Raw genomic sequence first — 22,660 nt, forward strand, 5'->3', positions numbered from 1 at the left:
AGTCACACGCCTAGATAACTTATCTAAGCGTGCTTTTTCCTTTCCATAAATGTTTCAGGATTTAGCTCCTCCGATTGAATGACAATGGCCGCCATACCGGTTTCACTTCCCGATGTATGCCATTCTCCTTTTTCCCACAGTGCTGCTTCTCCACGTTTAATGGGTATTCTTTTTTGATTCTCTCCTGTTACCCACCCTTCACCTTCGACGACGATAAATAGCTGAGGTATAGGTGCTTCGTGATATCCTACGGTTCCTTCTCCGTCTATATACATATAACCGATCATAGCTGCTTTATTTGTTTGTGTTATTTTTACATAAGTAGCTAAATGCGACTGATATTTTTCTATTTTTTTGCTATGTTCTTTACTGAATTTGTAGATTTTCAATGTACACCTCTTCTTTGTTCATTACGATTTCTTATTTATTTTTACTGCGTTTAAGATACTCAGGCGTAGACACAGACTCAACAAATAAAGCACCATCTAGCTGGTCACGCGGTACAAACAAAGTAGGCATAGTACCGCTTTCTAAAAAGATCGTTTTAGTGAATATCCACTTGTTGTCTGAGTTTTTTTCAAGCTGTGAGAAATCCGTAAATAACGCCGGTGACTGCACTTGATGCATGTAATCTTCTAGACTTTTTTTAGGCGGCTTCTCTATTTTATATGCCTGCCCTGTATCCGTATGTATTTCACCTTCATACATAAATAAGCCTAAGTAATAAGACTGTTTTTTTATTTCATTAGAGACAATCGCTCCTAGAGGTTCAAATCCCATAAACGTTTTGTATTGTTTAAAAATATGAAGATTATGTGCCCAAATAATGATATTTTCCTCAGGATACAGCTCCTGACAAACCCACTCTAGATTTTCTTTCATTCTTTTTTCTCTTACTCTTTTATACGTTCGGTGATTATGGTGAATATGGTTAATAAAATACAAGCGATTTTGCAGGCATCGAATAATCATTTTAACCTTACATACAAGCTCTTGATTTTCAAGATACAAAACGTATTCTTCATGTAGATAGGCTTCTAAATCTCCTATCACCGTGCTTACTTTTTCTTTAAACTCTTCAAACTCACGTAGCATTTCTGTTGGGACTTTTTTTCTTCTCGCTTTATATTGCCCTAGCTGGTAGTACCATTTATATACGCCTGCTTCAAAGTATTCTATCTTTTCTATCACGTCTTCAGACACTACGGGACTCAGCTGCTGAACAAATTTTATGAAGAGATCAGGATTAGAAGAAGGATTAATATCGATTCCTATTAAACTTAAATCTGATTTTTTCATCAGCTGAAACAAAGGCAGATTTTCTTTTGTTGCCCATAAAGAATAAATCGCGTTTTTTAAAAAGTCTTCATCTGTAAACTCTTTCTTTAACTCGTTAGCGCTGTAGCATTCCGCTAAGCCGCTCTCAAATGCCAGTACGGTAAAATTCATTTCTTTATGTAGAAATTCTATTATTTTTGACTTCATCATATTATGTTCTCTTATGTTATGACCGTTTTCCCCTAACCACACAATTCTCTTATCTTTTACGATATGACGGAGAAATTCAAACTCTTGCAGCGTACATTCAGTTGGTTTGCTTAAATGGATTGAGTTTTCAGATAGCCATTCTATAGAGTTTAAATACTTCTCTTTTCCTTTTGAAAAAATTCCCATTCCTATCCCCCTTCACTATGTTACCTATTACTTCCATTTTACTAAAATACAGCTAGCACTTCACTATTTATGTCCGGTAACTAATCAACAGCAAAAAGACCTTATAGATATCTCTATAAGGTCTTATCTTTCTAGAATTCTAGATCAGCTCATCCCGCTTAGCTTTCTCCAAACGTTCTTTGACTATTTTCTTAAACGCATGTGGATCATCTACGCGAATGGCGACCTGCTGGTATTTCTTTTTAATTCCCATAAAAAGCGTCGCCTCTACTGGAGACTTTAATGTTAGTAAAAGATCAGGATGAACGGTTTCAAAATCGCGTGCGATAAATTCAATCGTGGTGCTGGGTATTTTTTGTTTCAGGATGTGAGTGTCCTCTATTATTTCTTCAATATCTTTAAAAGAGATTTCCATACGCTTAGCTAAACCAAACGAAATGTATATGCGATCCTCTTCCACTCGTAAAGGGTTAAGCCTTAATGCTTGAATATCTCCTATAAAGAAAATAATGCTATAAATATTAAGGATTAGTAAAACGATTGAAAGAGTCATAGACGTGTTGTGCAGCAGCCAGTGAAGTCCTAATGTTTCAATAACAATCGCGTGAATAATCATAATTTGAAACGTGACAAAACTTGAGCGTTTATACAGAGTAAACGTATTCTCTTCAGTACTCGGCTGCTTCTTCCACGTTCCAAACGCATAGTAAAACATCAGCATTTCTGAACACAGTACGTGTATAAACGGTTGTTTAGAGAACTTTTCGTTTACAGCCCGTGAAAAGGAAAATAACAGCGGTAAAGAGCTTGATTTGATCCTTCTTAAAATAGGCGGTACGTTTTTGACTAGCATAAATAGCAGTGAAAGTTCAAATAAAATGAGTACTCCTTCTATGCCAACTCCTAGCCACATAACCGACTGAAAAGAAGCCAAGTATTCACTTGGAATGATAAAACGCGCAGCAATAAGGCCTGTAGCCATTAATACAATAAAGTATTTTAGACTGAACTTACGCTGCCAAGCTAGAAATAAGAGCGGAGCCACAAGGCTTAAGTCTAAAATAGAACCTACTACTACTCCGTTGAAATTACCAGGCAACGACTGAAGTCCAAAAGAAGAATGATATAACACGTAATTTGAACTTATTACTAACAGCAGTAAAAAAAGAGCGACCAGAGACACTGTTTTTTTATGAAGAACCAAATAACCCACCTCACTTTTAGTTGGTGAAACACAAAAATTCCTGTTACTTCCATTTTACCAATGGAGTTGATTTAAGTCACTTTGTAGCGTGACATTGTGTTATAAAATCATTTTTTATTTACCAATTCTTCTATACAAATAATTTACAATGTAAAAAGAGTTTTACATTTATTGTAAGGAGGAGTAAGAATGGATTGGGTTAAAATTGTGTATTCATTCATCCTGTTAGTTTGCGGAATTTTGATTTTTGTTTCATCATCTTCTCGAAAAGGTGATGAAAGAAAGAAGTTTATCAGTACGAAGGCTCAATCATACTCATTTGTGGTAGTTATAGGTATGCTGATTTTAGAAGTTATAGAGTCCATTTACCGGACTTTTCAAGGGAAAAGTTCTTATGATGGCATTGGCATTTCGCCGCTAATATTTCTAACGATGATTTCAGTTATATATTTGATAACGTTTCTTACCTACAGAAAAAAATAAGGTGATTAAATGAAAGCTCACAAGTAAGAAATAAAGAAATTGAGCTCATATTTTCTGGTGAAACGATAAATATAACCTCACTTTATAATTAGCCTCTAGATGACATCGGACAGTAAATGAGCTTGTTATAAGTGCTTTTTTAAAAAGTAATAACTAGACCTCCTACTGAGGTTTTTTTTATGCACTCTTAAAATAAAACATCTCCCTTAACTAAACTCAGGAGATGATATTATAAACGGTGAGTTCATTAGCGTTTTCTCACTCTCTATTCTGTTTCTCAAGTAAATCAATGATTCTATCATTTTGCTTAACGATTGTTTTTAGCTTTGCTTCTAATGAACACAAAGTAATAAAAACGGCTATAAATCCTATAACGCCATAAAACATAACGGCTTCTCCCTTGTTGCAAAATAATCAGCCATATACGTCCTACATCTCAAAAAAGCTATGTCTTTCCACTTTACACACTCTAAGCGAAAACGTTTGATACCATTCTGTTTTTCCTTTGTGCTGGGCTGCGCGGTGAGCTGAATGTTCTTTCCACATTTTGATTGATTCTAAGGAATCCCAGTATGAAACGGTAATGCCTAAATCTTGATCTCTGGCACTTTCTATTCCTAAAAAGCCTTTTTGTTTAGATGCAAGCTCGACCATTTTATCTGCCATTAGTCCATAACCCTTCTCACCTTCCGTTCTTTCAGAAGCAAAAATAACGGCATAATAAGGCGGTTCGGGGGTTTTAGCAATTCCACTCATATTGATTTCCTCCTTTAGACATCATATTAATAATAAAAAAGTATAAATGCATAATTAATTTTTCTATTACCTTTATCTTCTTTTAGTACTATTTTTATAAATTCCATTATAATACCTTTTTAAGTTTACCTATACAAAATGTAACATTTAATAGTATATAAAGATAAATATTCCATTTATATGATATAGTCTTTATAAGTAAGTAATAAACAAATAGAAATGGAGTTTCAACATGAGGAACATAAGCAAGATAACAACTGGGACCATTACGATCGCTTTGGCGCTTGGATTAATGGGGTGCAGTCACGCACGTTCAAACAATAAAAGCATAGATGAAACCGAAGCAAAAAAAGAGCTGACCATAGAGCTGAAATTTCTGCAAAACGAGTGTGAACGGTTAATCAATAAAGATGGAAAATTAGACGATAAAACGTTTCAAAGCTACAAAAATGATTTTAACCTGCTGTCTGCGTCTATTAATAGTACGTCAAAAGTAGAAACACAAAGTGATAGCGAGCTAAAAAAAAGCATAGCCCACTTAGCAAAAGACGTGGATACTTTAACAGAAAAAGAGTATGTAACATCCTATAAACAATTCAATTCAAGCAAGACGATCTATGAAGTTACGCTCATGAACAATATGCATGACGTCATAGATGCAACGAAAACTTCAGAAGAAAGCAGTAACGTGTTAGACTCATTTGATGATAAACACTTTCATTCTTCCGAAGCACAAATAAAAAAAGATATGGGGCCTGCGATTAATCATATCAACACCGCATCTAAATATAAAATAGAGCTCATGCAAGACGAAATCCAAAAGCACCGCGATAGTTTCACCAAGCTCCAGCTCGAACAATTAAAAAAAGCCACTCATAATTTTGATTTGTCTCTTAACGATCAAATTAAATCGATTCAATCCTATAAACCTATAAGTGGAGATTATAATATAAGTAGAAACTTTCGCTATAATTCCTATGATAAATATACAAATGCCTGTGTATACATTACTGACTTTGAATCTAATTTAGGAATTGCCAAGGCCGGTGATTTTTAAAAAAAGGCTCTCTATAAAGTACTTTTAGAGAGCCTTTTTGCTGTATTCATTACAAACGCGATTTCTTTATTTCTAGCGTTCTATAAATATTTTCTTCTCATGAGCCAGATAAAGCATCGCGTACATCCTAGGAATATCAAGGTTATATTTCATAAATAATAACCAAAATAAGGGTTTTAAGAGAGCTTTATAGCTCATTTATCGCGTAAGGAAACCTTATTGTTTGATACATCAACTAATAAAGAGTAAAGTTTTTCTATAATAAAGGTTAAAAGCGAAAGGATGAGTAACATGTTTAAAGACGGTTATGTAAAAGTAAATGATGTAAATCTTCATTATGTAACAAAAGGTGAAGGCGAGCTTATGCTGTTTTTACACGGATTCCCTTACTTTTGGTACACGTGGCACCATCAGTTAGAAGAGTTTTCCAAAGATTATCGCGTGGTAGCTGTAGATATGCGAGGCTATAACTTATCAGATAAGCCAGAAGAAATTTCTTCTTACAGCATGCCCATTCTAATGGAAGATGTAAAACAGCTAATTGAAGCATTTGGTGAAAAAGAGTGTGTGCTAGTGGCGCATGATTGGGGCGGCGCTGTAGCATGGGCATTTGCTTATACATATCCGCAGTATGTCAAAAAATTAGTGATGTTTGATGCACCGCACCCTTACACATTTATAAGAGAGCTTGCTGAAAATCCTGCTCAACGAGAAGCAAGCAGCTATATGAGCTTTTTCCAAAAGCCAAACTCTCAGGATGAGCTACTCGCGAATCATAGTAAAAAATTAAGAAACATGCTGACGGAGCCTGGCATCAAAAAAGGCTATTTAACAAAAGAAGAAGAAGCTAAATACGTAGAGGCGTGGAACCAGCCGAATGCAATGAAATCCATGCTTAACTACTACCGTGCGTCTTCCCTTTATCCGTTTGAAGAGCGCGTTCATAAACCTGTAGCACTGCCGCATAAAGTATTCGAATCTCCAACTTTAATTGTATGGGGAAATGCGGACGAAGCGTTTGAAAATAGTAATTTAGATGGAATTGAAGAGTACGTTCCAAACGTAACGATTCACCGCTTAGATGGTGTAGGACATGCTCCTCAGCATGAGCAGCCAGAAAAAGTGAATGAATTTATGAGAGAGTTTTTAAGCAAATAAACGAGAGAAAGACTGCAGAATACGGTATACCGCCGTTTTGCAGTCTTTTTTTAAATGCTAAAAGCTGATTTCATCTATTTTTTACATGATTGGTTTATTTTTCAACGTTTTAACAAGTGCATACCGGGTATAAATTTTACTGTACAGATGCAGTCCCCCCAAAGGAACATGTACATTTCTTTCTTACTTACCCTTTTTGGAACTCTCTTTTTGAGGGTTCTTTTTTATGCGTTTACTTCTTTCCCATCGGAAGAACAATCTTAAATAATGCCCCTCCCGTCTCTTTATTATCGACCGTGATGCTTCCTCCGTGGTTTTTCACAATGGAATGAGCAATATAAAGACCTAGCCCTAAGTTTCCGTGGCCGCTTGTTCTCGATGCATCTTCTCTGTAAAACTTTTTAAACACCTGCTCTTTGTTTGATAACGCAAAGCCGGGACCCGTATCATGTATTTCAAAGATTACTTCGTTCTGATGAATGACGGTATTCCACGCTATCTCCCCTCGTTCAGGCGTGTAGCGAATACAGTTTGTAATGATATTATCTAGCACTTGAGAAATACGCTGAGGATCTCCATAAAATTGGTTTGGTCCTCCTGTTTCACTAAGCGACGATACAAATGTAATCTCTTTTTTTTGACATAAAAGCTGAAACTCGCCTGTTTTCTCATGAACAAATGAGGATATATTAATAGGCTCACGCTTTACGGCAAAGCCCGGATTTTCGATCACAGATACTTCTTGCAGCTGATTTAATAGTTGAATAGATCGAAGTGTGTTCGTGTAAATGGTATGTAAATATCGATTAAGCCTCTCCGGATCCTTTTTGCTTCCTTCTACTAAAATTTCCGTATGCCCATGAATAATCGTAAGAGGCGTTCGTAAATCATGCGCAATAGCAGCCGTCATATCTTTGCGGTCTTCTTCTAGCTGCCACTGTTTAGTTAGCGATTGCTTTAATTCTTTTCGCATTTCTTCAAAGGCGTGAAGCAGCTGACTTAATTCTTTTGCGTCTTGAGTCAGGGACAGCGAAAAATCTAAATTATTATGCTGAATGTTTTTGGCTGCGGTCATCAGCTCGTTAAAAGGCCGTTCAATTTTTTTACTAAATCGTCTTCCAAATAAATAAGCAAACAAGTAAAAGTAAAGAAACGGACTGACTAACGATAAAAACGTTACAAGCGCAACGATCCATTTAATATTAGGATTAGTAGAGGCCATATTTAGTTGATATCTTAGCGCAATCGCTCCGTTTACTTCGTCTTTTGAATTAAAAAGCGGATAAACTTTTATAATATATTTACCTGAATGGATATTGGTGTTGACCTGAGAATAAAGATCACGTTTATTTTTTATGTATGAAGTGGACATGGACCCATACACGATTTGCCCTTCTCTATTTATAATTTGATAATCCATTCCTTCTAGCGGAATAACCGATTCTACTTGGTTTTTAGCATCTTTAGAAATGAGCGCATCTTCTTTTTCTTTGACGAACTGAAGAATATCGGGAATTTGTTTTTCATAATAATTTGCGGGATTCAGTGCTCCGGGCATAAGAAACCAGTTTACTGCAATAACGATTCCCCACGTTAAAAGCGTCGCAAGCAGGCTATACAGCAAAATCAAATGAAAAGATAAAACAAACTGCGCTTTTAACGTCGCCCGGTTCATCCATTCTTTTATTTTACCCATTTGTAGCCAATGCCCCAAACGGTTGAGATATAAGATGTTTCGTCATATTTTAATAGTTTTGCTCTAATTTTTTTCACATGTTCTGTAATCGTAGATGAATCTCCTTCCGCGTCGTAGCCCCACACTTTTTCATACAGCTGCTCACGTGTAAACACCTGACCTGGATGAAGAGCGAGGAAATGAATGATCTCAAATTCTCTCGAAGTAAACGGAATTACTTCATTGTTATGTAAAATTTGATACCCATTTAAATCAATGGTTAACTCTCCAAAATGAAGCCTGTTATAGGAATTGCTGCTAATTCTCTGCTCTCGGCGCAGATGGGCATAAATACGGGCTTTTAGTTCTTTCATGCTAAAAGGCTTAACTAAATAATCATCTCCACCGACTAATAGTCCTTTTACCCGATCCTGCTCCGTTTGTTTGGCGCTCAAAAAGATAATGGGGCATGATATGCTTTTTCGAATCATTTCACAAAGTGCAAAGCCGTCCATGCCTGGCATCATCACATCCAGCACAATTAAATCTGGATTTATCTTTAACTTTTTTAAGGCTTCTTGCCCTTCGTAAGCGAACATCACCTCATATCCTTCATCTTGCAGCGCATCTTTCATAAATGAAATAATGTCTTTTTCGTCGTCCACTAGTAAAATTGTTTGATTCATCTCCAGCTCACCCTACCCATTCTTTCTTTTTCCATACGAATAGGTTTATTATAAGACTAATAATCAAAATTGGAAATAATAGGTTTACTAAAAATTCAGAGTTTGACTTACTTAGTTCATGAAAAACAGAATCGGTTACGGAGAAAAAGAAGCTTAGTTTATCTGACACATACACACTTCCAATTAAGGCACCAATAGTTGCGATGTAAGATAAAATAGAATTAGGCATAAGAACGCTCAGGATACTCCCGATACTGATAACTGCCATAAAGATACAAAAACAAACGCCGTAAAATTTCAGCGAATATAGGAATGCTCCAGTAGTTCCTACAGTCTGTCCTCCTAAAAACGTTGTTTCATTCACATGAGGCATAGCTACTTTTCCAACAACCGTCCCCACTACCCAAGTCAGGCTAAGAAGAAGAAAGACTAGCAAACATTGAACGGCCCATTTTACAAAAAACAGCTTCACACGATGATGCGATCGAATTAATACCATGCGCAGAGCTCCTGACGTGTACTCGCTGTTAAAGCTATCTGCCACAAACATTGGAATGACAATAAACGTAATCACAAACGCTAGCTCTCGGAGAAACAAAGGCGCTGAATTTAAAGAGTCAATTTTCACGTCATGAGCCGCATCAAAAAACGAAGTACCTCCCATTCGAAATAAAAAGAACCAAATAAAAGCAAGTAACCCTACGTACACGGCCAATACAGCCGCTGTTTTTTTTCGTTTAAACGTTCGCTCTAATTCACTGATGAAAAGTCCTGTCATCATCTCTTCTCTCCTTTTATAAAAATGATTCTTTTTTTCGAATAGCTACATACGTTAAACCGCTAAAAAATAGAATATAAAAACCTAAGATACCCAGATTCCAGCCTACAAACTGCGGTTTTTCTGCCATCATGACTGTAATCCCCTGCCATTGAATCATCGGTACGGAAGTAAAAAACAGCTGTCCAAAAAGCTCTTCACTCATCCACTGCCTAAACCCTGTTAATAAATTTGGATATGAAAAGGAAATCAGTATAAAAGCAACCCCCATTCCAACAGCCGTAGTGGCTGTTTTGCTGATAACAGAGATAAAAAACAGCACACAGCATATCGCAATAGTTGTTAAATAGGCATACCCATAGAATGAAAGATTATATACTAGCGCTTCTTTTATGTTGAAAACATGACTGTGATAAAACACAAAGTAGCTTTGCGGATGTTCAAACAGCATAAACCCTATCACATAGCTCATACAAAAATACGTAATAAAAAACAGTAAATTAAACAGCAGAATCACTGCGGCTTTTGCTAGGATGATTTCTTTAAACGAATATGATCGTATCATGACCATTCGCAGCTGTCCTGACCGGTACTCGCGGGTAACGACGAGCGTAATAAAAACTAAGAACATGGCATTAAAAACGGTAAATAACATTTCAACTAAGCTCAGTACAGGGAAGTTTCCGGCAAACGTATACTGTGGTAAATTGACTGTGAGTGCTCCGTTTTCTTTTTGGAGATAGGAAGAAGCAACTAACAGCACAACAGGAACTAATAAAAAGGTCAGCCACGCCACTTTTCGTTTCCAAAGTCTTTCCCACTCCGCTACTAACAGCTCCTTCATTGTGACACCAGCTCTACAAACGCATCTTCAAGATTTTTACCGGATGCTAGCTGGTCCAGAGCGCCGTCCCATGTTAACTCTCCTTCTCTCATTACCACAATTTGATCACATACTCGCTGTAATTCATCCAGCAAATGACTAGAAATCAGAATCGTTTTGTTATAGTCGCGTTTTAACGTAAAAAGTAGCTCGCGCAGTTCACGTACGCCCATTGGATCTAAGCCGTTGGCCGGCTCATCTAGTATTAATAAGTCCGGGTCGCCTAAAAGCGCTTGAGCAATGCCGAGCCTTTGCTTCATCCCAAGAGAATACGTTCGAACTTTATCGTTTTCTCTGCCGGTTAATCCCACAATATCAAGCACTTCTCTTACTTTTTGCTGCCTTTCTTGCTTTGTATGAAATGAATGCAGTCGAGCTAAATTTGTCAGGTTTTCTTTTCCCGTCATATAAGGAAAAAAGATGGGCGACTCCACAATTGCACCAACGTTTTGCAATGCTTCTTTTCTTTGCGAAACAATATGTTTATTATTAACAAAAACTTCTCCTCCGGTTGGTTTAATCAACCCCGTCAATAAACGAATTAACGTCGTTTTACCAGCTCCGTTTGGCCCTAGCAGTCCACATATTTCCCCTTCGCTAATTTGAAACGATACTTCTTTTACTAAGTGACGGCGTCTTACTTTTTTTGAAACGCTCTTTGCCTCTAAAATAATATTTTTCATCTTAAATCCCCCCTACACGTAGTATAGGAGGGATTTATAAAGAATTTATAAAGTTTATAAAAATTATCGTACAGGTTTTTTGGCAATGATAAATGCTGCAGTTGCAAACAAAAGTAAGCATACGGATAAAAACAAATAGCCCGCACCTTTAAAGCCTCTTACTTCTACATAACCAATATAAAAAAGAACAGCCGCAGCCATAAGGGTTAGTATTGAAGGGTTCATTCTAATGACCTTGTTCCATTTCATTTTTCTGAATAGCCAGGTTACAAGAAGTACAAGTACACCTAGAAGCAGTGCAATAAGTAAAGGACCGCCTATCATCATTGTCTATCAACCTTTCAAGATATCTGTTATTGAGGAGCAGGTATAGAGAAATATTTAAGCGCTGTGTTTAGTTTAGTTTCTTATTCCCTTTTCCGTAAATCACAACTGTGTAAGAATCACCTTTCACTTTATTTTTCATTTCTTTTGTTTCAAGAAATTCATCGATAATTCCTTTAAGTTCATCGGCAAATTTCTTATTATCTTCGGAAACGCTTAATGAAGTGTAGATAAATAATTGTGGTTCGGGATGAACAGAATAGCCTACCATCTTGACATGATATTTCTCTTTCCCTAATAAGTCTTCACCCACATCCGTAACAATAGTTCCCCATCGATTGTCTTGGTCACGTTTCTTAAGGTTTATTTTCTTTATTTTTATAGAAGCATTCTCTGCTTTATTTTCAGCCAGAACAGCACGAATAATGGTTTTTATTTCTTCCACTCTCTTTTCTGTATTAGGAATTTCCAGCTCTACTGTTGGCGGAGAGCTAAAACTAACGTTAGCTATTAAAAAGTCATAATGATGCTTCTCCAATTCTGTAGAAATATCAGTTTGAATCTTTTCAATTTTTTTCTCTTGTGCATTCGGTTCCGGATAGACATACGGCTCCATTCTTTCGATTTTAAACGTATAGGCATCATATTGCCTTTTGGACAAAATATTGGTTGCAATATCAGTTATGTCTCCTCGTACCTTATTAAAATACTTCTCCGACCCTTCTACCGATACAACTAATTCTTTTTTTCCTCCATAATAGGTCTGTCCGACACTAGCCGTTTTATATCCCTTTTTCTCAAGCTCTTGATACAATACATCGGCTACAGGCTTTTGCTTAAAAATCTGTCCTAAATAAGGGATTTTAGCAGCCACTTGCGCCATTGCTGGAGAAACAAATGCTGAACTAATCAATGCACCGCTCAAAAGAAAAAGGGCTATACCACAATATACAATATTTCTTACAAAGTGATTTTGTTTGATAGAAAATAGATTTCTTTTAGACTTTACAGGTGGTGAAGATGCTAATTGATCAATTGTTTCTAAAAGCCTTTGTTTATGCTTTTGCTTCCTCGTTGGTTTCCAAATCAACTCCTCGTTCAATTTTTCTAGAGAATTGTCATCTATATAAGAATTAAACGGTTTCTTCATATACGTATCCATCCTTTACTAACTGCTTTCTTAAAGCAGGAATTGCCCTGAACTGCGCTGATTTCACTTTGCTTTCAGACCAGCCTAAAATGGTGGCTGTATCTTTAACGGAAAAACCTTGAACTTTGCGCAGTAAAATAACTTTACGATGTGAATCTTTGAGTTTTCCTAACGCTTGATACAGTTCTAGAGAAGTTTCCTTAAGCTCAATCATTTCTTGAGGTAAACGAGCATGATCCTTTTTCGAAAGAAGAAAATCTTTTAAAAGACTAGTAGGCTTTTGTTTTCGAAAATAATCAATCGTTACATTATGGGCAATACGAAATAACCACGTCTTTTCACTAGCATTTTGCTGAAATAAATCATAGGAAAGATAGGCTTTTACAAATGTTTCATGGGTCAAATCTTCAGCTTGCTGATAATCTTTTAAAAGCATCAAAATAAATTTTAATAAGGCGTCACTATGTTCGTCATACCAACGCTCAATCTCTTCTTTTTTCGTATTTTCCAATGTCCTGACCATCCTTTTAACTAGTATTCGTTACTTAGACGTAATTTTTCAAAAAAAGTTGTGGTTTTTATTTACAAAAATAAAAAAGCTCTCCTAATTAAGAAAGCTTTTACTATTGCAATCTATGAAATTTTTAGTTAACCAAAGGCTTACGGTTCAGAAATACCATTTGCAATCGCTAATAAAAAAATCCACCCCGAAAGCAACACAAAAAAGATGCTGTTTGCGATAATGCTAAACCACACCACGCACGGCTTCTTTGTTCGGACTCCTAAAACTAATGCCACAATAAAACCAACGTCTATCGCCAAAAACAGCCATAGGGGAATAGTCAAATTACCGCTTCTACTTGGAAAAATTGAATTTGATGGGAATATCCGATTCGCAAAAAACACTACAAACGCAGCTGCCAGCAAAATAACAGTTAATAAAATCGGCTTATTTTCTTTTGAAACACTCATTTCAAATAACCTCCTAACTAAAGAAAATAATACCATATATTATTAAATAGAAATATACAGATTCCATAGTCTCAACATCAAAAAGAAAAAAAGACATAGAATTTCATTTACGGTTTTTTTCTGGGGTGCAAAACTTAATTTCATCATGCATTTTTAGCGTGAATTATTTAGTGAGTTTTAAAGATATTATTTATTTCAAGTAGGGTCTGAGATCTTTCGTTGTTGATTCACTTTATTAAACTGTTTGGAAGTTTTGTTGAACAAGTTGTAAATTTAACCTTCTAAAGTAAGAACATTTCTTTGTATTAAGAAATGCTTTTTATTTTGTTTAAAATTAAAAGGATATTTCAATAACAACAATAATATAATAAAAAACGATAATATTTTATTGTAAAACGATAAATCATGTGTTAAATTCGTATTATTATTAAATAAGTGAGGCGTTTTTTATGAGTGTTAAACGAGGTTCTACCACTTTCTTAAAGGTAATAATTTTTCTGATTGGAATTGCAGTGCTTGCCGCATGTATATTTTTGTTGCCTGAAGCAGCCAGAAGAGATGCTGTAGAGCGTCCTGGTGATTATTCGTTATATCCACTTTTGGTATGTACATATGGAATATGTATCACATTTTCTTTGGCGTTGTATCACACTTTTAAACTTTTAACCTATATCGAAAAGAATAATGCTTTTTCTGAGTTATCTCTTCAATCTTTGAAGGTAATAAAAAAATGCACTTTCACTGTCATTTTCTTTGTTTTGTTAGCAATAGTTTATTTAAGGGTGCATGCTCAATTCACTGGTGATGATGCAGCAGGCCCAATATCTCTAGGCCTAATGGGCATCTTGGCAACAAGTATCATCGCAGCCATTGTGGACGTGTTTCAAAAACCTATAAAGAATGTCATGGATTCACAGCCAAAAAACAATTAACATTTAGAAATATAGAAGAGGTGTTTTTTATGAAGATAGCAACCACATTATTTTTGAAGATAGCAGTTATTCTCATTGGAATTCTGGTTCTCACTTTGTGCATATTTCTGGTTCCTGAACTGGCAGATGCGGTAGCGGATTTCTTAGGTATTCATTCCATAAAATATATCATTTTCATCCTTTTATATGGAGGAACATTACCTTTTTACTTCGCCCTTTATCAAGCTTTTAAGCTGTTGAGTTATATTGACAAGAACATTGCTTTCTCTGCATTGTCTGTTCGAATTTTAATGAGAATCAAATACTGCGCCCTTTCTATCTGTAGTTTGCATGTCTTGGGTTTGCCCGTCTATTATCTCGTGGCAGATAAAGACGATGCCCCAGGTCTCATATTTGTTGGAATGGTCATTCCTTTTGCTTCGTTGGTTATCGCAGTTTTTGCTGCTGTTCTCCAAAGGCTTTTGCAAGAAGCGATTAACATAAAATCAGAAAATGATTTAACGGTCTGAGGTGGAGGATATGGCAATTATTATTAATATTGATGTGATGTTAGCAAAACGAAAAATGAGCGTAACGGAGCTTTCAGAGAGGGTTGGAATTACTATGGCGAATCTTTCCATCCTGAAAAATGGAAAAGCAAAAGCGGTTCGTTTTTCAACATTAGAAGCAATATGTAAGACTTTGGATTGTCAGCCAGGTGATATTTTGGAGTACAAAAGCGACGAAGACAATCAATAATAAAAGACAACAAATTTCTTCAACCATGAGGATTAGGTATTGAAATTAAAATGAAGGGGCAGCTTAATTGCTGTCCCTTCTCTGCTTTTATTGATTTATTTAATTAGAGAACTCGATTGAGAATTATATTGATATTGATGACAAAAAGTGTGATGCGATTTCAATGTTTGCACTTCAAAAGGGAACACGTTAGATTTTTCTACGTCCTCTTTATTATTCATTTGGTACATACTCTAAAATGTCCTTGGTTTGCAATCTAACACATAGCTTATTCTAAATATTCTTCCGCTAAAGAAGGATTTAAATAACGAGCCATGCCGGTTTTCATTTTACGAAACCCTGCTTTTTTATAAAACTCTTCATTACCCGCTGTGGAAACAAGGTGAATGCAGGAAATATCATTAAGCTGAGCCAGCAGGTTCTCTATAATTTGCTGTCCAATTCCTTTGTTTTGATACTCCTTATCAATCACAACATCATAAATCGCAGCATTAAACACACCGTCGGAAAGAGCTCTGCCAAACCCTGTTATTTTATTTCCATCATAAGCAATCGCTACTACGCTGCTTGCTTGAAATATTTTTTTGATTTTTTCTTCATCATGGTTCTTCCATCCGACAGAGCGGTAAATTTCTTTCATCCTCGACCACTCAACGTTTTCTATAGAATGTGAAAAGGAAATCTTCATAGAATCTACTCCTTTTGTTTTTTTATAAACTATTTCTTTTTTCAAAAACAAAAGTCCTTGGTAGATCATTACCAGTATGTGTATACGATAAAAAGCATCATACATGTCAGTAATGATGTATAAACGTTAACTTCTATATTTAATCGCAAAAAAGGTACAAATCATCTGCGATTTGTACCTACAACAACTACGTTCGTTTACTTAATAATCATAACCGGACAGTGTACTCGCTTAGCTACTTTATGACTGACGCTGCCTAGCACCATTTCTTGAAGAGAATTTAAGCCTCGGCTTCCTATTAACACCAGATCAAAGTTGTTTTTATTGGCGTAGGCTACAATGGTTGGCCCCGGGTCGCCGCGTTCTATTTTAAGCTGATGCGCTATCTGCTTCTTTTCAAAGCAGCTCTTTATTTCTTCGAGCGCTTGCTGTCTTTTTTGTTTCAGCTCTCCGTGTAAAATTTCGGTTTTCGCCTTTGATAAGTCAATAACCGAAATAATTTCTACTTTTGATTGCGGTATGAAAGAAGCAACTTGTATCGCATGCTCCGCGGCTCTTTTTGAATGTTCTGATCCATCTACAGCTAACAAGATTTTTTGATACATTCATTGTCCCCCTATTAATGAGCTGATGCTCTTGCATTTGACTTGTTGTAAGTCGCTAATCTTTGAAGTAATTCTTCACTTACATCATTTAAACCTGTCAGCTTCACCTCAGCAGACGTTTGTTCTTTTAGCTTCAGTACAATTTTATCGATAGCCGCTACGGCTGAGTCATCCCAAATATGCGCTTCTGAAAAATCAATCAAAATTTGATCTTGTTTTTCTGTAAACGTAAAAGAATGAACAAAGTCTTCTACAGAGGCAAAGAACAGCTGACCTTTTACCTTATAGACCGTTCGATTTTCCGATTTCTTTGCTGATACGTCTAGCTTTGAAATTTTTGCAGCAAAGAAAACTGCGCTTAAAATAACACCCGCAATAACTCCTTTTGATAAATCATGTGTTGCTACAACCGTAATTACCGTCACAAGCATCACGAGGGTATCTGTTAAAGGGACTTTCGTGAGCGTACGAAGTGAAGACCAGTCAAATGTTCCGATCGATACCATAATCATGACGCCTGCTAATGCAGCCATTGGAATTTTGACAACCCAGTCCCCTAGCACCAAAATGAGAAACATAAGAAAGATCCCCGCTACAAACGTTGATAAACGACCGCGTCCGCCTGATTTTACATTAATAACGGTTTGACCGATCATCGCACAGCCAGCCATGCCGCCAAAGAAACCAACGACGATATTCGCAATTCCTTGCCCTCTGCTTTCCTGGTTTTTATTACTAGACGTATCTGTCATATCGTCCACAATCGATGCCGTCAGCAGCGATTCCGTTAATCCAACAATAGACAGCCCTAGCGCTGTTGGAAAGATGATGGACAATGTTTCCATATTCCATGGAACGTTAGGAATAGAAAAGATCGGCAGTGACTTTGTGATTTCTCCTAAGTCTCCTACTGTACGCAAATTAAATCCTCCGAAAATAGCTACAATTGTCATGACGACAATGGCTACTAATGGAGATGGCACTGCTTTTGTAAAGCGCGGTAACACGTAGATAATGACAAGAGTTAACGTCACAAACACATACGTCATCGTTGAAATTCCTACGAAGTGCGGAACTTGTGCCATAAAAATTAAAATAGCTAGTGCATTCACAAACCCGACCATCACGGACCTCGGAATAAATTTCATAAAGCGAGCAATCTTAAAAATGCCAAACAGAAGTTGAATCACACCCGTTAAAATAGTCGTTGCCCATAAATACTCCATTCCGTGTTCTTTTACTAGTGTTACCATCAGCAGGGCCATCGCGCCGGTAGCTGCTGAAATCATCGCAGGACGCCCTCCTACAAAGGCCATCACAACGGCGATACAAAAAGATGCGTGTAATCCTACCATCGGATCTACCCCGGCAATAATGGAAAAAGCAATGGCTTCAGGAATGAGCGCAAGCGCTACGACAATACCTGAAAGGATATCTCCTTTCACGTTGCCAAACCACTCCACTTTTAATTTATTGAACATGATAACAAAAAACACCTTTCTCTCTATAGTCATAAACGTTTACTGTACGCTTTTCTAGATTTTGAACAATAAAAGTAGTAAAATAGAAAATAAACAGCACCTAAATGGAACGTTTATGGTACTTTTAATATATAAAAAAATGAGTGAAAACAGCCCAGCATATCCTATTTTCCTCAAAAATTATATTCACGTACATGAAACGTTTCGCTGCATTTTTTAACTACGCTCTTATTAAATTGAAGCAATCAGCTCCTTTATTTTTTCCTCATTTAACCCAAACGCTTTTTTCACTTTATTCTCCAAGTCCTGTGTGACTCTTCTTTTTCCAACTTCCACTAATGCAATGAGTGAAAAACTGCAGTTTACTCTTTCAGCGAAATTCCGCTGATTCAAATTGTAGCTTTTTCGAATCTGTTTAATGGTCTCTTTATCCATATTACACCTCGCTTTTCTTTTATAAGTGGCTTCCAACTCTCATAGAAGCCGAGACGTTGTGAACAACTAAAACTCTAGCAGACCTAAACCAAAATGTCTATCATTTTTTGTTCCAAAAACGATCTTTTTTGGAACTATAATTCTTTCTATACTGAAAAGAAATGTTATGAGCGGAAGGAATTTGGTACAATAGGTAAATATAAATAAACAATCCATGCAGGAGATGGTGTAGTGATTATTGGTTATACCCGTCCATATAGCGAAGATGAAAACTTGGACAAACAGTTACAGGCGTTGCAGCCTTTTAATTGCGATAAAATTTATCATGAAAAAACAAATTCCATAAAAAAAAGAGTAGAATTCGATGAGATGGTAGCTTCACTTCAGCCAAGCGATACAGTCGTTGTGTATAAATTTTACTGTATCGCAGACTCCACTCGGCACCTCATTGAATTAATTGAGTATCTTTCAGATAATCATGTTCACTTTGTATCGATCTTGGATGACGTTGATACATCCACCGAACAAGGAAAAGCCTTTTTCAGTACCATTAAACGTATTGGTGAATTTCAACATGACGTCATCAGTGAACGCACAAAAGCCGGTCTTCAAGAAGCAAAATCAAAAGGAAAAAGCGGCGGCCGGCCAAAAAAACCTGACTATAACGTCCACCGAGCGCTTGATATGTACTGGAGTAAAAACTATACGATTGCTCAAATCACAGAAGCTACAGGTATAAGCAAGACGACTTTGTACCGTTACTTAGATAACTAAAGCACATGTAAAAAAGACGTCCTTTTATTCGGTAAAAAGGCCGTCTTTTTTTAGTGGCTATATCACTGAAGATATTTAGGATTCGGTTTAGAATGGTGATTAATTTCTTCAAATATATCTGAAGAAGGTTTAGAAGACACTTTGTTATGTAAATCTTGCGCAGGCGCGCTGGTTTGAGAAAAAGATGACATATATAATTCCATCAACTGTTTAAAGTCACCTACAGTCAAAGGTTTTGCATCTTCTTGAAGTTCGTATCCTAACTGTCCATTTGGTTCAATTGTGGCGGTTTTAACATCTTTTATGTTTGATATGCCTGCATTTCGTAATCTCATTTCTAATTGATCGGCGGTTAAACGTAATTTTTTAAGCTGCTTAGTATCTAATTGACCATTATTTATAACGATTTTAGATTTACCTGTCAGAAATTTTTCAAACCCATTAAACTTTAATTGTAAGTACTCTAAAACTAAAATAGCAAGAACAAAAATTGCTGCCCCGCCAATGGCTTTTAGCATACTTTTCTCAACAATAGGTTGTACAATGATGGTACCTAAGGAAATCATAACGACCGTTTGAGCGAGCGTCATTTGAGCAATCGATTTTCTTCCCGCTATTCTCAACAATAAGATTCCCGTTAAAATCAAGATTACAGATTGCCAGATAAAATTCATAATATCATCCTTTTTATTACAGTCTGCTTTTAGATTAGGCATCTGAAAGCAAATTATTCATGTATCAAAAATTTCGTTTCCACTCCTCATACCCTAATAAAGTTAGAAAACAAAAAGATACCTTACGTAAAGGTATCTTTTTGTTTTGTTATTTTCTTTCTCGGAATCACAGGACTTATACAGATTGATCAATGCAGCGTATTAATCTTGTTTCGATGTCTTCTGCTAGTGTTTGGAGCTCTTCATTATGAAGCATATTAATCATAGCCGTAGGCCTAGGTATGCCAATCTTTGTTTCACTTTCATCTTGATATACAAACATTTTACAAGGGAGAAAATATCCTACTAAAAGATTTTGCGAAAGAACACGCTGAGCTTCTTTCGGATTACACACTTCTAATACTGTAAACGGTGTATGAAAGTCCTGCCCTTTTTCCTGTAGCTTTGCAGTTAAATCGAAATTACACAAAACACCGAACCCTTCGCTTTTTAAGTTTTCTTCTAGAGAACTAATCGCTTCTTCTAGGCTTTTCGAGGTTTTTACCGTGTAATCAAACATCCAATCTCCTCCTGTTAAGTTAGAATGAATTCCTTTCTTCTACGAAACTTGAAGTTCATGTTATTCTGCCCCATCCTTAAAGTTTAAATCTATAGAATATCAATGGCAGCAGCTCCAAGTGAAATTACATCGCATGTTTTACCCCTTTTTTAACAAGTACCCAGTTAGCAGGATAGCTCGTACAAAAGCCAATAATCATGGCGATTTGCATCATAAACCAAAAGACCGCGCTGTCTGGTTTGGGTGCCTGTGTAAAAAAGACATAATGTGATAAAGCCATCCAGCCAAACATGCCGATTTCAAAGGCAATAAGCGACCACGTATCTGCTTTTACCGCGTTTTTCAGCTCCTCTTTTGAGCTATTATCTTTCATACTCATGCCGTAGTATTGAAAAGCAATTCCCGCTATATAAGCAAGAATAAATTCCACTACGTAATCTGCAAAAAGGACGCTTCCGGCAATCGTCCATCCTGTTAAAAATACGATTGGTGCGCCAATTAAATCTCCGACCGAGCACCCGCTGCTGCAGTGGGTCGTAGATACAAAAACACTTTGCCAAAAAGGCTTCTCACTATGATGGTGCTCGTGATGATGACCCTCATGAGCATCATGCGTATGATCAGAGGAATGATGAGCATGATCGTGTTTTTTTCGATCTTTACGGCCTAATTTAAAGTAAAACCATATCCCGGCCACAGGAAAATATAGGCCCGTAATAGGCCACACAACATTCATCACAAACATCACCTGCGGATGCCTGATCACGTCGATTGTAATAACTAAAAATTGAATAACTCCGATTGCAATAGCGATATAAGAAAGTATTTCTAGCCAGCTCATGTGCTACACTCCTTTAAGATTTATCTATCAACCACATACCCTCCACCCCTATATTTAAACGTAAAAAGAGAGACTGCTCATTACTTAATAAGTTTTACAGCACTCTTATGTTTATTATGTTTACTAAACTAAACTATAGTCTAATGTAATAGAGAGAAGAAAAAATAAGGAGGAATTTTACAATGTCTAACGAAAATTATCAAACTGTTATTCAAACGCTGCATGAATGTATGAGTGCCTGCAACCAATGTTTTGATGCTTGCCTAAAGGAAGAAAATGTAGGGATGATGGTGGACTGTATCCGTTTTGACCGAGAATGTGCAGATATCTGCGGATATTTGGAACAAGCTTTAGAAAGAGGAACGCCTTTCGTTGCTGAACTAGCGGGAGTTTGCGCTGAAATTTGCGAAAAATGCGGTAACGAGTGTAAGAAACACGATCATGACCACTGTCAAAAATGTGCAGAGGCCTGCTTGAAATGCGCGGATGAATGTAGAAAATTAGCTGCATAATCTTTGGAATATAAGAAAGCTAGAACCCTTGAAGCGCATTTCAGGCATTAAGGGTTCTTTTTAGTGATAAGGCAAGAGAGAATCTATAGGCTTTCTAAAAAACGACTAAACTTTTTAAGACTTTGCGAGCGCTGCTTCCCTTTCTTTACTACAAAATCAATTTGAACGTCTTCTGCAAGCTCTTGGTATTCAATTCTTTTCATATCACCACGAGAATTTACTACGCTAGCCGGGACTACACTCATACCAAGCCCATCACGAACGCCTTGTAAAATCGCTTCTAATGAATCAAATTCCATCATGTTGGCTTTATGTGTATGATATTCTTTTGAAAACGCTAATAGTCTGTTTCTATAAATGCAGTTTACATCACTATTGAGGAGTAGCGTTGGCGGGGCTTTTTCTTCTATATCTTCATCCGTAGGTAAGATAAGCACCATTTTTTCTGCATAGCGATAAACTCTTTCAAACTGAGCTTCGTTATAAGTACCGCTAAGAAAAAGTCCATCAATTTCCCTGTACGAAAGCATTTCCTGTAAGGCGTGTTTCCTATCTGTTTTTATTTTAACCTCAATATCCCGATGTTCTTTCAAAAAAGACGAGAACAAAAAAGGAACTGTAGTAGCAGAAACTGTCTGCGACGCACCAATGATTAAAGATTTTCTAAACTTATTCGGATTAACTTCTGCTTTAGCTTCCTCCATTAACAGTAAAATACGCTGGGCATAGTTAAACAAAGCTTCTCCTTCATCCGTTAACGTAACTCCTCTATTTGTACGTGTCAGTAATTTAGTACCTAACTCTTCCTCTAAGTTTTTTATTCGCTGACTGATATGCGGTTGAACATACCCTAATACTTCCGCAGCTTTTGATAGTGATTTTTCTTCTGCCACACATTTAAAAATTCGTAAGTCTTGGCTTTCCAATTTCAATTCCTC

The 22,660-nt window shown here is 36.6% G+C and carries 30 protein-coding genes; 8 read left to right on the forward strand and 22 right to left on the reverse strand.

Going from position 1 to position 22,660, the window contains the following annotated elements; all coding sequences use genetic code 11:
* Positions 1–23: 23 nt before the first annotated feature.
* The 3 genes from NST66_RS16455 to NST66_RS16465 form a co-directional block, all read right to left on the reverse strand.
* Positions 24–389: a cupin domain-containing protein gene (locus NST66_RS16455; RefSeq protein WP_340843534.1), complete on the reverse strand. Its 366-nt coding sequence runs from the start codon at positions 387–389 to the stop codon at positions 24–26.
* Positions 390–420: 31 nt separating this feature from the next.
* Positions 421–1,674: an erythromycin esterase family protein gene (locus tag NST66_RS16460; RefSeq protein WP_340843535.1), complete on the reverse strand. Its 1,254-nt coding sequence runs from the start codon at positions 1,672–1,674 to the stop codon at positions 421–423.
* A gap of 139 nt (positions 1,675–1,813) precedes the next feature.
* Positions 1,814–2,878 carry a hypothetical protein gene (locus NST66_RS16465; protein WP_049165707.1) on the reverse strand — a complete coding sequence of 355 codons (1,065 nt, stop codon included), beginning with the start codon at positions 2,876–2,878 and terminating at the stop codon, positions 1,814–1,816.
* Positions 2,879–3,067: 189 nt separating this feature from the next.
* Here NST66_RS16465 and NST66_RS16470 point away from each other — a divergent pair, with 189 nt between their 5' ends.
* Entirely contained in the window at positions 3,068–3,361 is a 294-nt protein-coding gene (locus tag NST66_RS16470) for a hypothetical protein (protein ID WP_049165710.1), read from the forward strand.
* Between the two features lie 258 nt (positions 3,362–3,619).
* Here NST66_RS16470 and NST66_RS16475 read toward each other — a convergent pair whose 3' ends face one another.
* The gene (locus NST66_RS16475; protein WP_255256928.1) at positions 3,620–3,748 is read right to left on the reverse strand and encodes a hypothetical protein; all 129 of its coding nucleotides are present in this window, start codon (positions 3,746–3,748) and stop codon (positions 3,620–3,622) included.
* 42 nt (positions 3,749–3,790) lie between these two features.
* Positions 3,791–4,117 (reverse strand): antibiotic biosynthesis monooxygenase family protein, encoded by a 327-nt coding sequence (locus NST66_RS16480; protein WP_049165712.1) that lies wholly within the window; start codon positions 4,115–4,117, stop codon positions 3,791–3,793.
* A gap of 232 nt (positions 4,118–4,349) precedes the next feature.
* Here NST66_RS16480 and NST66_RS16485 point away from each other — a divergent pair, with 232 nt between their 5' ends.
* Positions 4,350–5,174, forward strand: coding sequence for a hypothetical protein (locus tag NST66_RS16485; RefSeq protein WP_049165715.1), 825 nt, complete (start codon positions 4,350–4,352; stop codon positions 5,172–5,174).
* Positions 5,175–5,465: 291 nt separating this feature from the next.
* Positions 5,466–6,332 carry an alpha/beta fold hydrolase gene (locus NST66_RS16490; RefSeq protein WP_258524408.1) on the forward strand — a complete coding sequence of 289 codons (867 nt, stop codon included), beginning with the start codon at positions 5,466–5,468 and terminating at the stop codon, positions 6,330–6,332.
* Between the two features lie 232 nt (positions 6,333–6,564).
* Here the strand turns inward: NST66_RS16490 and NST66_RS16495 are convergent, their stop codons facing one another.
* The 9 genes from NST66_RS16495 to NST66_RS16535 all read right to left on the reverse strand — a co-directional run bounded on the left by NST66_RS16495 (position 6,565) and on the right by NST66_RS16535 (position 13,483).
* A complete protein-coding gene (locus NST66_RS16495) occupies positions 6,565–8,028 on the reverse strand; it encodes a sensor histidine kinase (RefSeq protein ID WP_340843537.1) in 1,464 nt (487 codons plus the stop codon).
* The gene (locus NST66_RS16500; RefSeq protein ID WP_071272509.1) at positions 8,016–8,693 is read right to left on the reverse strand and encodes a response regulator transcription factor; all 678 of its coding nucleotides are present in this window, start codon (positions 8,691–8,693) and stop codon (positions 8,016–8,018) included. Before NST66_RS16500 ends, NST66_RS16495 begins: the two co-directional genes overlap by 13 nt.
* A gap of 7 nt (positions 8,694–8,700) precedes the next feature.
* Positions 8,701–9,474, reverse strand: a complete 774-nt coding sequence (locus NST66_RS16505) for an ABC transporter permease (RefSeq protein ID WP_081356372.1) — start codon at positions 9,472–9,474, stop codon at positions 8,701–8,703.
* Positions 9,475–9,487: 13 nt separating this feature from the next.
* Entirely contained in the window at positions 9,488–10,315 is an 828-nt protein-coding gene (locus NST66_RS16510; protein WP_071272503.1) for an ABC transporter permease, read from the reverse strand.
* Positions 10,312–11,037, reverse strand: a complete 726-nt coding sequence (locus NST66_RS16515) for an ABC transporter ATP-binding protein (RefSeq protein WP_340843539.1) — start codon at positions 11,035–11,037, stop codon at positions 10,312–10,314. Before NST66_RS16515 ends, NST66_RS16510 begins: the two co-directional genes overlap by 4 nt.
* A gap of 63 nt (positions 11,038–11,100) precedes the next feature.
* Complete coding sequence (locus NST66_RS16520) at positions 11,101–11,364, reverse strand: YesK family protein (RefSeq protein WP_340843540.1); 264 nt, start codon at positions 11,362–11,364, stop codon at positions 11,101–11,103.
* 67 nt (positions 11,365–11,431) lie between these two features.
* A complete protein-coding gene (locus tag NST66_RS16525) occupies positions 11,432–12,511 on the reverse strand; it encodes a DUF4030 domain-containing protein (RefSeq protein ID WP_340843541.1) in 1,080 nt (359 codons plus the stop codon).
* On the reverse strand, positions 12,495–13,022 hold the full coding sequence (locus NST66_RS16530; RefSeq protein ID WP_340843542.1) for an RNA polymerase sigma factor: 528 nt from the start codon (positions 13,020–13,022) through the stop codon (positions 12,495–12,497). The genes NST66_RS16525 and NST66_RS16530 overlap by 17 nt, the downstream gene beginning before the upstream one ends.
* Before the next feature lie 149 nt (positions 13,023–13,171).
* The gene (locus NST66_RS16535; protein WP_340843543.1) at positions 13,172–13,483 is read right to left on the reverse strand and encodes a hypothetical protein; all 312 of its coding nucleotides are present in this window, start codon (positions 13,481–13,483) and stop codon (positions 13,172–13,174) included.
* Between the two features lie 449 nt (positions 13,484–13,932).
* Between NST66_RS16535 and NST66_RS16540 the strand changes: the two genes are divergently transcribed.
* Genes NST66_RS16540 through NST66_RS16550 form a run of 3 tightly spaced genes read left to right on the forward strand, consistent with a single transcriptional unit; the run spans position 13,933 to position 15,153 of the window.
* Positions 13,933–14,415: a DUF2975 domain-containing protein gene (locus NST66_RS16540; protein WP_071272491.1), complete on the forward strand. Its 483-nt coding sequence runs from the start codon at positions 13,933–13,935 to the stop codon at positions 14,413–14,415.
* Positions 14,416–14,444: 29 nt separating this feature from the next.
* Positions 14,445–14,924 (forward strand): DUF2975 domain-containing protein, encoded by a 480-nt coding sequence (locus NST66_RS16545; RefSeq protein WP_016766552.1) that lies wholly within the window; start codon positions 14,445–14,447, stop codon positions 14,922–14,924.
* A 10-nt stretch (positions 14,925–14,934) separates the two neighbouring features.
* The gene (locus tag NST66_RS16550) at positions 14,935–15,153 is read left to right on the forward strand and encodes a helix-turn-helix domain-containing protein (protein WP_013058154.1); all 219 of its coding nucleotides are present in this window, start codon (positions 14,935–14,937) and stop codon (positions 15,151–15,153) included.
* A 268-nt stretch (positions 15,154–15,421) separates the two neighbouring features.
* Here NST66_RS16550 and NST66_RS16555 read toward each other — a convergent pair whose 3' ends face one another.
* The 4 genes from NST66_RS16555 to NST66_RS16570 form a co-directional block, all read right to left on the reverse strand.
* Complete coding sequence (locus NST66_RS16555; protein ID WP_340843544.1) at positions 15,422–15,841, reverse strand: GNAT family N-acetyltransferase; 420 nt, start codon at positions 15,839–15,841, stop codon at positions 15,422–15,424.
* A gap of 197 nt (positions 15,842–16,038) precedes the next feature.
* Positions 16,039–16,446: a universal stress protein gene (locus NST66_RS16560; RefSeq protein WP_340843545.1), complete on the reverse strand. Its 408-nt coding sequence runs from the start codon at positions 16,444–16,446 to the stop codon at positions 16,039–16,041.
* Positions 16,447–16,460: 14 nt separating this feature from the next.
* Positions 16,461–17,927, reverse strand: a complete 1,467-nt coding sequence (locus NST66_RS16565; protein WP_340843546.1) for a SulP family inorganic anion transporter — start codon at positions 17,925–17,927, stop codon at positions 16,461–16,463.
* Between the two features lie 231 nt (positions 17,928–18,158).
* On the reverse strand, positions 18,159–18,362 hold the full coding sequence (locus NST66_RS16570; protein ID WP_071272476.1) for a helix-turn-helix domain-containing protein: 204 nt from the start codon (positions 18,360–18,362) through the stop codon (positions 18,159–18,161).
* Positions 18,363–18,593: 231 nt separating this feature from the next.
* Here NST66_RS16570 and NST66_RS16575 point away from each other — a divergent pair, with 231 nt between their 5' ends.
* Entirely contained in the window at positions 18,594–19,136 is a 543-nt protein-coding gene (locus NST66_RS16575) for a recombinase family protein (RefSeq protein ID WP_045290869.1), read from the forward strand.
* Between the two features lie 62 nt (positions 19,137–19,198).
* Here the strand turns inward: NST66_RS16575 and NST66_RS16580 are convergent, their stop codons facing one another.
* The 3 genes from NST66_RS16580 to NST66_RS16590 form a co-directional block, all read right to left on the reverse strand.
* Entirely contained in the window at positions 19,199–19,810 is a 612-nt protein-coding gene (locus NST66_RS16580) for a DUF421 domain-containing protein (RefSeq protein WP_045290871.1), read from the reverse strand.
* 175 nt (positions 19,811–19,985) lie between these two features.
* Positions 19,986–20,369 carry a DUF302 domain-containing protein gene (locus NST66_RS16585; protein ID WP_340843547.1) on the reverse strand — a complete coding sequence of 128 codons (384 nt, stop codon included), beginning with the start codon at positions 20,367–20,369 and terminating at the stop codon, positions 19,986–19,988.
* A 124-nt stretch (positions 20,370–20,493) separates the two neighbouring features.
* Positions 20,494–21,210 carry a DUF4396 domain-containing protein gene (locus tag NST66_RS16590; protein ID WP_071272470.1) on the reverse strand — a complete coding sequence of 239 codons (717 nt, stop codon included), beginning with the start codon at positions 21,208–21,210 and terminating at the stop codon, positions 20,494–20,496.
* Between the two features lie 182 nt (positions 21,211–21,392).
* Here NST66_RS16590 and NST66_RS16595 point away from each other — a divergent pair, with 182 nt between their 5' ends.
* The gene (locus NST66_RS16595) at positions 21,393–21,722 is read left to right on the forward strand and encodes a four-helix bundle copper-binding protein (RefSeq protein WP_045290877.1); all 330 of its coding nucleotides are present in this window, start codon (positions 21,393–21,395) and stop codon (positions 21,720–21,722) included.
* Between the two features lie 83 nt (positions 21,723–21,805).
* On the opposite strand, the gene NST66_RS16600 is transcribed toward NST66_RS16595, so the two are convergent.
* Entirely contained in the window at positions 21,806–22,648 is an 843-nt protein-coding gene (locus tag NST66_RS16600) for a LysR family transcriptional regulator (protein ID WP_340843548.1), read from the reverse strand.
* Positions 22,649–22,660 lie beyond the last annotated feature (12 nt).

It is taken from the genome of Priestia sp. FSL W8-0524 (assembly GCF_038005965.1).
In the GTDB taxonomy this organism is placed as follows: domain Bacteria; phylum Bacillota; class Bacilli; order Bacillales; family Bacillaceae_H; genus Priestia; species Priestia zanthoxyli.